The 13,435-nt window shown below is 46.1% G+C and carries 4 protein-coding genes; all 4 read right to left on the bottom strand.

Annotated elements, in window-relative coordinates:
- Positions 1-5: 5 nt before the first annotated feature.
- On the bottom strand, positions 6-1,928 hold the full coding sequence (locus ANA7108_RS0115215) for a hypothetical protein (RefSeq protein WP_042491086.1): 1,923 nt from the start codon (positions 1,926-1,928) through the stop codon (positions 6-8).
- A gap of 216 nt (positions 1,929-2,144) precedes the next feature.
- Entirely contained in the window at positions 2,145-3,521 is a 1,377-nt protein-coding gene (gene gntT, locus ANA7108_RS0115210) for a guanitoxin biosynthesis MATE family efflux transporter GntT (protein WP_016951657.1), read from the bottom strand.
- Positions 3,522-3,559: 38 nt separating this feature from the next.
- Positions 3,560-11,995 carry an amino acid adenylation domain-containing protein gene (locus tag ANA7108_RS27425; protein WP_016951656.1) on the bottom strand — a complete coding sequence of 2,812 codons (8,436 nt, stop codon included), beginning with the start codon at positions 11,993-11,995 and terminating at the stop codon, positions 3,560-3,562.
- Between the two features lie 399 nt (positions 11,996-12,394).
- Complete coding sequence (locus ANA7108_RS0115200) at positions 12,395-13,429, bottom strand: TauD/TfdA family dioxygenase (RefSeq protein WP_016951655.1); 1,035 nt, start codon at positions 13,427-13,429, stop codon at positions 12,395-12,397.
- Positions 13,430-13,435: the final 6 nt, after the last annotated feature.

The raw sequence follows: 13,435 nt of genomic DNA, 5'->3' as shown, positions 1-13,435 counted from the left end.
GATTTTTACCTTACAGTTTGAAACTCAACTACTAACTCACAACCCGATGGTTCCTGACTGAGATCAATTTGAAAATTGCGAGGATTTTCCGGAATTTTCCGCATACCATTGATAGAATAAGCCTTAATCTCAAGAATTCCAGGTCTGACAAAATCTGGTAAAACATTAATCGAGTTGAGCGTCAAATCGAGGTCTGGCTTGAAATAAAGACAGAAGCCCCCTTGACCTTTAACCCCAGAGTAGAGTTGCGTGTAAATATGCCCTAAATAGTTAATTTCCCACAGGGGATAACGAGCCGGAGACCCAATATCGATGGTGCCTAAAATTCCAGTAGGTCGTCCGTCCGCTTCAACTCGGAAGAAAATACCTTTAGGGTGATGAGACACACAAAATAAATGCCAAAATGCGGACAATTCACGAGCAATGTCAAGATAAAGAAATTTTCCTGTACTACCGTATAACATCAAGTACGCCAAAATACCTTGCTCCTGCTGCCAAGCGTCTTTGGTATAGCTGCCAGCAAATTCAATAGGTTGCCCGTTTTTTGGTTCGCGTTCAACTAGATCGAATACACCACCACGCAGTAAATCCAGCCCTTTGGGAATCATTTTCACAGCCAAAGACTCTGCTAGATTCATTAACCGTTCAGCCTTTTGTGAGAACCGTTGCGCCATCTCAGCTTTTCCCGCTTGCTTTGATTGAGCGACAACTGTGAGATAGTAGTTGGCAACACGGCAAAGCGTCCAAGCCATTCGGAGATTGTTACCAATAATGGCACGGTTTTGTTGCCATGCCCAACTGCGATCGGGAATCCAATTATAGTAAAAACGCTCGTTGATGTAAGGAACCTCAGTGTCCTGATCGGGAAAACGCTTAACCAACAGTTCAACGATCGCCTCCAAATTCTCCATACAGGTGTGATAAAGTTCACCAATAGTTTCATTTGCTGGGGTCGGCATCGAGTCCAAGGCCAGAATCAGGTCGATCAGATACGCGGGTATATGCTCGCCATTAGAGTGCCAGTTTTTCCTTAACTTATTTTGTCCCAGGCGGTTTTGATCGCAGGACAGCGTGGCGTAGTCAATGTGGGAGAAATAACCCTGCTCGCTACTTGTATCCTTAAATAACTGATTAAACGTAGCGATCGCGCGGTGAATGTCCTCAAACACTGCCGGATCTTGAGAAATGCGGTAGTATTGGCTCAACCCCGCTAGGACGCAAATTTGTTCGGCAAGGGGAATTCCAAGATGGTCTTCACTAACCTCTGAAACCAGAATCGAATCTCGACCTCGCTTACCAAACGCCCAAAAGCAAGATTGACGATCATGGCTGATAGTTTGAAAATATTCTCGTTGATATGCAATCCAGTTTTTTGCCGCCAAGCGATAGCGATCCTTTCCCGTCAAGAGATAACTGGAAGAAAGTCCATAGATTAACCTCGACACCCAGGCACAGGACTGCAAACTTTGATCATTTTGTAGCCCAATGATGTTGATAGAATTACCACTAATGGCAATATTATCTATTTGCTGCTGGCTAAGTTGGTTTTGCAGCCATGAGTCTGCTAAACAGGTTGTCTGGCTCAACCACCAATTATTGGTTTCAAAAAGGAAATTCCCCTGTATATCTTGCAGTAAAACAATGGTAATAGCTTCAAAGCAACTCTGTCCTTGATGTTCCTGCCAAATTCCTTGCACATAAATTAATCTATCTAGAAAAATATAGCGTTGAATCAGGGTGGCTTCGGAACTACTGTAGACATTACCGGGGATCGGAAAGTAGGCGCGATCGCAACTATCAAGATGCGGTAAAACCTGAAAATGGGTAACAGGAGAAACATGAATGAGATACTCTTCTTCACTGCGACAAAGAATTGTAAAAATACCTGCTCTCGGCTCCTTTTGAGTAACCGTACCCAGGATCGTCATATTTTGATTCAAGAAGGCAGGAGGCAGAGGGCAGAGGGCAGAAGGAACCAATTGGAAAGGGATTGTGACCCCTCCCAATCGGAAGCTCCCAAATTTTCGATTTGGGAGGGGCTTCATACCCTTACTCCTTTCAGTCGTGGGCAGAGGAGACATTCCTTCTGCCTCCTGCCTCCTGCCCTCTGCCTTTACCGGTAAAATACTTCCTCATCAGTCTTCTCACTCCACAATGACAACTTGTTGATCCGCCGCCCCAGAGGCAGCAAATTCTTCCAGAAGTTGAGGTATTTGCAGCCCCGCTATAATTGAGCGTGCAGCCATAAAACAAACAACCCCAAGCCATAGAAATTGGCTATCGTGAAACTTCCAAGCCATCAAGGCGATGGGGAGAAACCCAATGATCGCAGAGAGCAAAGCACTGTTCCGTAAAATATCCCCCTTCGCTAAACCCAGAAAATATCCATCGAACACTAAAGCAATGGCAGAAAATCCCAAAACTGGTAGCAACCACAACACATACTTATGGGCTAGATCCGTCACTTCTGTATGATTTGTCAGAATTCCAAACAACGTATCTGGAAACACTATAAAACAGACGGCAAACAATAAGCTAGCTACTAGCCCAGTTCCCAAAGCAAGTCGCAGTACAGAATTCAAATCTTTATAAGCTTTTTCACCAAAAAAGATCCCGGTCAAACTTTCCGTTGCGAAAGTGAAACCATCAATACAATAGCTAGCCAATGTCACTACCCGTAAAATCAACACATTCACTGATAGTTCCAGAGTGCCAAATATTGAACTCAGTTCGGTAAGCAGGGAGAAAACTGTAATGAACGTTAAGTTCCGAATTAAGAGATCCCTATTCAGATTAAACGTTGCTAAAAGTGCTTCTTTATCTAATATCTTGGCCCCAATGTCAGGCACAAACTTCAGCAAACCCGTTAAGCAGACAAAAACAATTCCGATCAGCAGAGTTAAGTATTGGCTTGCGGCTGTGGCTAAACCCGCACCTGCACTTTCCCAGCCCCAATCAATAATAAATAGGTAATCCAGAACAACATTTGCGCCGTTGTTAATCGCTGACAGCAAGAGAACCTTACCGCTTTCCTCGCGCCCAAGAAACCAACCAAGCAGGACAAAGTTAATTAGGGCGGCGGGCGCGGCTAAGATTCGCGCATCATAGTAGGCACGTCCAGCCGACTCTACATCAGGAGTAGCCGTTAGGAGCGCAAAGCCTAGCTGGCACAGAGGTTTTTGCAGCAAGAGAATGACGATCCCACAGACGAGTGCAAGCAGAGTATTACGCAAGAGGATGAGCAACAAACTTTCTGAATCTGAGCGCCCTACTGCTTGGGCTGTGAGTCCCGTAGTACTCATACGCAAAAACCCAAAAGTCGAATAAAGATAGTTGAATAAAATCCCTCCTAAAGCTACACCTGCAAAATGTCGAATATCTGGCAAATGACCTAAAAATGCGACATCAACTAGCCCAGCGAGGGGAATCATGATGTTGGAGATAATATTGACAATTGCTAAACGAAAAAATCGCCAATGAAGATCGTGATTACTCGCCTGATCGCTCTCAGATAAATTCATAATTTTGTTTTGACCAATACATAATTTCGGCTCTGCTCTCAAGTTATATTCATCTGAGACTGTTTTAAAACAGATTGGAGAGATTTAGCCAATATCTGAACATGGGGAAACGCCATCATTGATGTATGAGTTCCTGGAACAGGATGAACCACAACAGGGATATCTGTGAGTTTCTCCCAGCCTAAAGTTGGATTTTGACGACTCTTGCTTGCACTATCTCCATCACCATTTTCCAGTGAGTTCTCATCAACTCTGAACAGGTGAATCTGCGTTCCGTGAAGAGTTTGAGGCAGATAGCGCATTTGAGAGTTGGCTTTGAACACCCTTAATAGTCGTTCTATCTGCTCCGCTCCCGCGATCGCAGGCAGCAGATCAGCCTCTTTTAATCGCTGCATGACATAGGTGATTTGCGTCTCCAAATTATGGGCAAGCAGGTGATCATAGGATACTCTTAACTCCTTGCCATAGCTATCTTCTAAAAATTGAGTCATCTCAAACAACCACTGAGCATCATTCCAGTCATGGCCTAGCATAGAATTGTCGGCACTAGGAGCAACAGCATCGAAAATTGTGAGGATTGCTACTGGCTGCCCACGTTGCTGGAGTTGTTGTGCCATCTCGAAGGCCACCCATCCCCCAAAGGAATGCCCTCCCAGCCAGTAAGGACCTTGGGGTTGCACTTGACATAACGCTTCAATGTAACTATGCGCCATTTCCTCAATGCTGGTGTGGGGATCGAGCTTCCCGTACAGCCCCTGAGCTTGAAAGCCATAGAATGGCTGCAAAGGATCTAGGTGGCGAGCCAAATCGGACAAGTAGAGTACATTGCCACCCACACCTGGAACACAGAAGTAGGGGGGATTGGAACCCAGCGGCTGGATTTTGACGATCGCAGACTCGATTGAGGTTTCAGTTTGAGCAGACAGTAGTTGAGCCAGTTGCTCAATAGTCGGTGCCACAAATAAACTCGATAGAGGCAGTTCGTAGCCAAAATGCTGCTGTATTGCCGCCATCAACCGCACAGCAAGTAAGGAATGCCCCCCGATTTCAAAGAAATTATCCTGCACGCTCACAGGCTCCAAACCCAGCACACTCTCCCAGATGTGTACAAGTTGTAACTCCAGAGGCGATCGCGGTGGAACATAGTTCTTGTCTCCACGCACTGTATAATTCAGGCTAGGTTTTGGCAGCGCTTTCCGATCAATCTTGCCATTTGGGGTCAGAGGAAATGTCTCTAGCAAAATCAAGGTTGCAGGTATCATATAGCTGGGCAATTTTTCTTGCAGAAAATTTCGTAAGTCATAGGTGAGAGAGGGCGTTGACGATTGGGGAACAACGTAAGCAACAATCTGCTTCTCTCCAGAGGGATTGTCTGAAGAAACAACGACAACCGTCTCTCGCACCAGACTATTTTGCCGCAATACTGCCTCTATTTCTCCCAATTCAATCCGAAATCCCCGAATTTTCACTAGGTAATCGCGACGACCTAGATATTCCAATTCACCATTGCCTCGATAGCGCACTAAATCTCCTGTTTTATACAACCGTGTCCCAGAAATATCACTAAAGGGATGGGGAATAAATCCTGCGGCAGTCAATTCTGGACGGTGAAGGTATCCCCTGGCTAAACCAGCACCGCCAAGATAGAGTTCACCAGGGACACCAATAGGCACGGGCTGTAAGAATGGATCGAGGACGTAAGCTTGCGTATTGGCGATTGGCCTGCCAATAGTAGGCGATCGCTCACCATCTCTGGGCATCAGCGCCATCGTGGAGTAGGTGGTGTCCTCCGAAGGTCCATACAAGTTGTAGACCTCTGCAATAGAATCTCTCTGATAAAGGCGTTGTACAAGTTGTGCCGAGAGCGGCTCACCTGCCAAATTGATCACCCGCACGGAATCGGGGATACCGTTAATGTTGAGCAATTCTGTCATTGCCGAGGGAACTGTGTTTACCAGAGTCACCGTCTCTGTTGCAGGTAATGTGGCTAACTTGAGTACATTCTCCACTAAGATTACCTGACCGCCGCAAACTAGGGGTAAAAATAACTCGAAGATTGATAAATCAAAACAAATGGAAGTGGAGGCTAAGACTCCATCCAGTTGGTTGGGTGGGAACACTGTTTTTGCCCAATGCAGAAAGGCTACGACACTACGATGTTCAATTGCCACTCCCTTGGGTAAACCGGTGGAACCTGACGTATACAAGACATAAGCTAAATGGTGATTAGTTAGGGGCTGGGCTAAATTGGTACTGGCAAGACTGGCAATTTCAGTTTGAGCGCGATCAAGGTCAACCACCTGAATTCCTGATTTCGGGATCTCTGGCACTTGACATAAGCTCTTTAGCACAACTTTGACCTGAGCTTCATTCAAAATCGAGGTTTGACGTTCTTGGGGATAGTTCGGATCGATTGGTACATAAGCCCCCCCAGACTTGAGAATCGCCAGTAGCCCGATTACCAATTCGGGCGATCGCTCCATACAGATTCCCACTAAACTCTCTGAGTCAACGCCCAGTGTTTGCAAGTAGTGCGCTAGTTGGTTGCTGCGTCGATTGAGTTCACTATAGGAAATTTGCGTTCCTTCAAAACTGAGTGCGATCGCATCGGGTGTTCGCTCAACCTGGGTTTCAAACAACTGATGAATCGATTGTGTTTCGGAATAGTCGCTTTGGGTATGATTCCACGCTACAAGCAATTGCTGGCGTTCCACCTCACTGAGCATCGGCAACTCTGCTAATTGTTGGTGGGGGTCGATGACAATTGCCTCTAAGAGGATTTGGAAATGCCCAACCATTCGAGAAATCGTCTCGGATTCAAACAAATCTCGACTGTACTCCCAAGCGCCAACAATTTGCGATTTGGTTTCCTCCAACAGGAGAGACAAATCAAACATGGAGGTGACATTTTCAGATTGCAGAGGAGTCAGAATCAGATTGGGTAAATCCAAGTTATCCAACACGGGTGCGTTTTGCAGGGCAAACATCACCTGAAACAGCGGATTATGACTCAAGCTCCGCTCTGGTTTAAGCTCCTCAACCAAACGTTCAAAGGGAATATCCTGGTACGCGTAGGCATCTAAACAGACTGTCTTTGTTTGTGCGAGTAGTTCTAAAAAGGAGAGCTTGCCAGAGGGCTGAGTCCGCAAGACTAAAGTATTGACAAAAAAGCCAATTAAAGCTTCTGTTTCGCTGCGAGTCCGATTAGCTATCGGCGAACCAATCACAATGTCTTCCTGCTCGCTATAGCGAAATAATAATGTGCTAAAAGCTGCCAAAAGCGTCATAAACAGCGTTGTCTGCCTTTGTTGGCTCAGTTCTCTTAAGCGGCGGGTCAACTCTGGCGACAGTTCAAACCTGATGCGATCGCCCCGAAAAGTTTGTACAGGCGGATGGGGGTAATCCGTTGGCAGATTCAGCAAAGCGGGGATACCTGTTAACTGTTGCTGCCAGTAACTTAGCAGTCGCTCTAAAACTTCTCCTTGTAGCAACTGACGCTGCCACTGAGTAAAGTCAATGTACTGAATCGGCAAGGGAGATAAAGGCGAGTCAGATTGCTGAGAAAAAGTTTTGTAAAGGACGGTCATTTCCCGAATCAAGATCCCGATTGACCAACCATCGGAAATGATGTGGTGCATTGTTAACAGGAAAATATGCTCCTGGGGATGCAGGCACAGCAATTTGGCACGGAACAGGGGGCCATTTTCCAAATCGAAGGGAGATTGCGCCTCTTCTGCTATCCACTGTTCTACCTGAGTAGCTTGCTCCTTTGCTGGCAGACTCTGGAGGTCAATAATTATTAAGCTGGGTTCCATCTGTTCAGCCAGCACTTGCACAGGTGTTCCATTCATCAGCTTGAACGTTGTCCGTAACGTGCCATGACGCTGCACAATTTCCTGCAAACTCTGATTGAGAGCATCGATATTCAAATAGCCCGTGATTCGCACGGCTGCTGGCATATTGTAGGTGGCATTCGCGCCTTCGATCTGAGACAGAAACCAAAGCCGTTGTTGAGGAAAAGACAGAGGCGCTGCGCTGTTGTACTCAGCAGATGGAATGGGAGAGATAGAAATATTAGCATTCTGGTGCCGTGCCAGTTCAATTTTTTGATGCAGACTTGCTACAGTGGGCGCTTCAAACAGAGAACGAACAGGCATTTCAACCGCAAAGATATCCCGAATCCGCGAGATCAGTTGAGTTGCGAGCAGAGAATGTCCGCCAAGCCCAAAGAAATTATCCTCAAGACCAACTTGCTCGACTCCCAAAATCTCCGCCCAAAGGTTAGCCAGCAATGCTTCTGAATCAGTTTGCGGGGCAATATAGGTTGCCGTGTGATCGCGAGATAAGCTGGGAACAGGCAAAGCCCGCCGATCAACTTTGCCGTTAGTGGTAAGGGGTAGGGATGAGAGCAAAATAAACGTTCTGGGAACCATGTAGTCTGGTAGCCGATCTTTGACAAACTGGCTCAACTGCGGCGCTAGGTATTGTGTCAGTTTATTCTGAAGTGGATTATTGGCATAAAACTCCCAAGGTTTACTGTGGGTGACAGTTCCGATGGTCTCTAAGGGGATATCCGTTGTCTGGGATTTTTGATAACGGAATAAAACGTCATAACAGCCTAATTTTGTTGCCGACCAAGTTACAGTCACCGCGTAGGGCAGATCCTGCACACATTCCCACCACAGGTCTGGATCGATACCTTGATACTGGATGGCAGAGAATTGATCGCGATCGCCAACAATAGCTTCTGCTGGAGCGCTCGTTAACCACTCTAAAAGTTCCAGGTCAGCTTGTATTCGCGCATTAACAACTCCCCTGATGCCTAAACTCTCAGGTTGCTGTGCCGCTAACTGTTGAGACACTTGCTCTGGAGTCATTTGCAATGGCGACCAGTCTAACCACTGTATGGGTGCTGGCGATCGCCACTGAGTCCCCACCTGAAGTACAACATCATACCGGAAACGGGTGAGTTCATTGTGGAAACGACCTTGTTTCAGTTGGATTTGCACCGCACCGATCTGGGGTAAGTGCTGCTGTAGAGCCAAAAAGAATTCCGGATCGATTACCAACTCTTCTTCTTCCAATAACCGTCGCCGTACCCGTTGTTGCAGTAGCTCCCGCGAAAGATCCTCAGCAGCTTGTTCTAACTGGACTGAGGCATGATAAGCCTCAAGCAAAGGTAAACTCCTGACATCTCCAATGAAAATATGTCCTCCAGGTTGAACAACTGCTACAGCTTGCTGTAAAACCTTGACCAAATAATCAATATTCGGAAAATATTGAATTACCGAGTTGATAATCACAGTATCGAATAAAGATGGCTCAAATCCACTGAAATCATCCGCCGTTCTATTCAACAAGTTAACGTGGGCAAGTTCTGATTTTGTGGTTTTGAGCAACTGAAGATAGTGCATGGCTTCTGGAGAAAAGTCAGCACCGTCATAGCGCAGACACTGGGGAGCAATGCGAGACAGGAGTAATCCAGTACCGCAGCCAATTTCTAGAACCTGTTTGGGTTGGAGTAATCGAATGCGGTCAACAGTCCGATCAACCCACTCTTCCATCTCTATATCTGCAAGGAGAGAACCAGTGTAGCTACTGTTCCAACCGGAAATGTTAAAGGTTAAATCTGAATGGGTGGGCGATTGACCGTAAGTGTCCTTATAGATAGTTTGCCACCGGCAAATATGTTGGTCAGCCCAGGCATCGATCTGGTCTACTAAGTTATTAGACTCTGCCTTGGCCACAACGTAAGCGACAAGGTAGCGATCGCTCTTTTCCTCTCGCACCGTCACCACCCCCTCTTGGACGGCTGGGTGTTGGCTCAGAACTGCCTCAATTTCGCCCAGTTCAATCCGGAAACTGCGGATTTTGACTTGGTGATCGATGCGTCCGAGAAACTCTAGATCGCCACTAGGAAGATAACGACCTAAGTCCCCACTGCGGTACAGTCGCGACCCAGGAACTTCACTAAAAGGATCTGGAATAAATTTATCGGCTGTCAGATCGGGACGATTACGGTATCCTCTCCCGACACCCGCCCCGCCAATGTAGATTTCCCCAGGAATTCCTGTAGGAACTAGATTTAGGGCTGCATCCAGAATGTAAATTTGGGTGTTAGCGATGGGGCGACCAATCGGTACCACGCCAGCCAAATCAGTTTGCTCGGAAACCTCGTAGATGCAACAACCTACCACCGTTTCACTCGGCCCATATTCATTCACGATTCGGGTAGTCGGCGCATATTGTCGCCATGAGCGTAAACTCTTACCCAACAAAGCTTCCCCACCAATCACAAAGGATTGGGTTTGGGCAGCAATTTCATCTTCTGGCAATAATTGATTCAATAAATCTAAGTGAGCTGGGGTAATTTTCACAAGACTAAAGTCTCGTTCAGCACACAATATTTCTTTCAAAGCTTCGATTTCTTGGTTTTCGGGTAGCAAAACCACTTTCTTGCCACACAAAAGCGGTGTAAAAAAGCTGGTGATGGTAGCATCGAAGCTAATCGATGAATGAACCGGCGAACCACATCCCTGAGCGATGGGATATGCTTGCATACACCAGCTGAGATAATTGACCAAATTGCGATGGGCAATCATCACACCCTTGGGTTTACCTGTCGATCCCGAAGTATAGATTGTGTAAGCCAAGTTCTCAGGTTTAACTTTGCTGGGTAGATTGTTTGTGGTCTGATGAGCGATCGCACTTTCCCAATCCCTGTCCAGACACAGAATTTTCCCTCCAAACTCCGCAAAACTCGGCGCTAAGGAATGCTGTGTCAGCAGCAAGAGAGTCTGGGAGTCTTCGAGCATATCTGCTAACCGTTGCTGGGGATAGACTGGATCGAGGGGTATATAAGCAGCCCCCGCCTTGAGAATCCCTAAAATGCCAACTACGAGCTTCAGGGAGCGTTCTAGGCAAATGGCAACTAGGGTTTCTGGTTGGACTCCCTGAGTTTGCAGATAGTGAGCAAGCTGGTTAGCTTGAGCATTCAGTTCTTGATATGTGAGAAATTGATTTCCAAAAGCTACAGCAATGTGATTTGGTGTGCTATGCACTTGAGCTTCAAACAGTTGGTGAACGCATCGATCCTGGGGATAGTCTGTCTGAGTGTTGTTGAGATCCTTAAGCAACTTCTGCCGTTCAGTCTGACCCAGAAATACAATATCCCCGATGCAGCTTTCCGGGCGGTGGACAACCCATTCAACAAATGCCTGGTACTGACTCGCCAATAATTTGATGGTGTCTTCTTGATATAAGCTAGTGTCATAGTGAAACTTCAGCACCAAAGCTTGAGAGGTTTGGGTGCAAGACAACCTCACCTTAGCTCGCTCAATACAGCTATCAGATTGCTCAATTGAAAAGATGGCATTGTCAACCTTGATCGGCAACGCTAATTCAGAAAAATCAAAGCAATAGGGGTAACTCAACAAAGTAGACCTATCTGCCTCAATCGCGAAAACTTGTTCCCAGCTAAAGTATTCTTGCCATTTATGCAATTCTTGGGCTACTTTACCAACGTTGACAAGGTGTTCGGAAAACTGAACAGTGTCATCAAGTTTGCTGCACAAAGGCAGATACTTTGTCAGAAGACCGATCGCATCTTGCAATTCTTCATATTTTCTGCCGTCATCAGCCACGCCAATTACTAGATCCGCTTGTCCTGTCAGCCACCACAGCAAAACTTCCCAACAGGTTAGGAGGAACACAGAACAGGTTGTTTTGTACTTGTATAGAACGGAGTCAATCTGCTCAATTGTCTCAGCCCTCAAGGTGAGGGTGACAGTATCGGTTGTAAACTCCTCTGAAGGTAACGAACCCTGCTCAAAAGCTAATCGTCCAGGATTGAGCGAGGGAACGGCTAACTTACGCCAATATTCTCTACCATATTCTGTATCATCCGATTCTAGTAAATCATGCAGCCATTCCGATAAATCGGCATATTGCCAAGGATCTGCCGGCAGATCGCCATTGTGCAGTTGTCTTCCATACTCAGCACCCACTTCCTGAACGAACTTCTCAATTGCCACGCGATCGGCACAAAGAGCAGGTAAACTCACCAGAAGGAGATGCTCCCGGAAAGATTTTCTCAACAGCCGGGTTTGCAAGGGAGAGTCCTGCTCAAAATCCAGCTTTTGGGAGATAAATGCCTGCACTTCGGTGTTGAAGTTCTCATCCCCATCTTGAGGATCGTTCGGTTTTAAATCAGCATATTGCAGCCGGACTCGACTACTTTCGATGACTTGGAGTGGCAAATCCATTCCTGGAAAACACCGGAGAATAGTGCGGAGAATTTCATGTCGTTCGGCTACCTCTTTGATGGATAACTCCAGTAGATTGATATCGAGATCCCCGACAATAGAAACAACGCCTAAAGCTTGATAAGTGGATTGCCACTGTCCATTTTGTAATCGCCATAAACGTTGTTGTTGGGGTGAAGTACGGAAGTTATTCTGAGTTTGCTGAACCATTTTTATTCCTATTTGTTTTCCAGAGTTAATTTGTTATCGCTAGTACTGCAAGGCGGAATTCAAAATTCAAAATTCAAAATTCAAAATTCAAAATTCAAAATTCAAAATGAATACAGTGTCAGATTGTTCGAGATTTGAAATGGGTGGTTAACTCTATTGATTCTGATACCATTTCTGTGTAAAGTTGCGCTAAATTTTTCTTTCTTTCTTTCTTTCTTTGCGTCCTTTGCGGTATGCGCTGCGCGCACGCTACGCGAATGTTCCCCATATATTTCAGCGCATACTCATACAGAATTGGTATGAGAGGTAGATGGTTAGAGAAATTGCCGAATTCTTGCGGCTAAATTACCGTAAATTAGTCAAGTATTACCCAATCCTGCAAAAACCATTGTTCAAGAGCTAAGAATAAGGTTCGGCCATACCGACAACTACCTGCCTCGCGCCAGTAAATGGCTTACGTCCATGAGCGACTAACATATTGTCCAACATCAAAATATCTCCCTTCTGCCACTTAATTGCGATCGTTTCAGCTTCATAGGCGGCTCGAATCTGATTTAGTGCTGAAACTTCCATTGGGGAACCATCTCCGTAGCAGGCATGACGTGGCATATCCTCTGGTTGAAACAGCGATAAGAGCGATTTTTGTAGATCCTCGGCGAGGTTAGAGATATGAAAAATATGAGCCACATTGAACCACACACGATCGCCTGTTTTCGGATGGGAGGCGATCGCTTGACAAACTTGACGAGTTCTGAGTTTTTCACCGTTCCACTCCAACTCAATGCCAGCTTGCCGGCAGTAGGCTTCGACATCAGAGCGATCGCCGGTTTGAAACACCTCCTCCCAGGAAAGGTCAACATCACCATAGTTACGGATATACATCACCTTTTTTTCGGCAAACTTTTGCCGCACGGCTGGATCGATTCTCTGAAAAACTTTGCGACTGTCAGCAACCAGGGTTTCGCCTCCTTGCGACGCAGGTTGAAGACAACAAAACCAGATTTTCATCGGCCAACTCGTGGAGTAAGCATTTTCATTGTGCATGGAAATGAATTGATCTGCCGGGTATTCTGTGGAAGTATATACCTTGTCTTGCAGTTGAGTTCTCGGCGTTGAACGATAGGTATACTCCAGCAATTCACCTTGGGATGTGGCTTGAATAAACTGGACAAATTCATCCATATTATCAATCCGAAAGCCCCGAAACAGCAGACCGCCGTACTGGGATAGAGAAGATTCCATCCAATTCTGATGCTGGCTGGCCCAATTGGTTAAATTCACTCCATCCATTGCGGGTGAAACAATCAAAGGTAATGATGAATCACCATTGAGAAAGCTAGTTTTAACCCACTCCTGTTGTTGTGGATTAAATGAGCGCCGCTTTGCTAGTCGTAATTTCTCCTGCGCTTGAGATTGAGAGATCATATCTTCCATAATTTC

It is taken from the genome of Anabaena sp. PCC 7108 (assembly GCF_000332135.1).
Classification (GTDB): domain Bacteria; phylum Cyanobacteriota; class Cyanobacteriia; order Cyanobacteriales; family Nostocaceae; genus Anabaena.
This window is presented reverse-complemented; position numbering and strand designations above follow the sequence as displayed.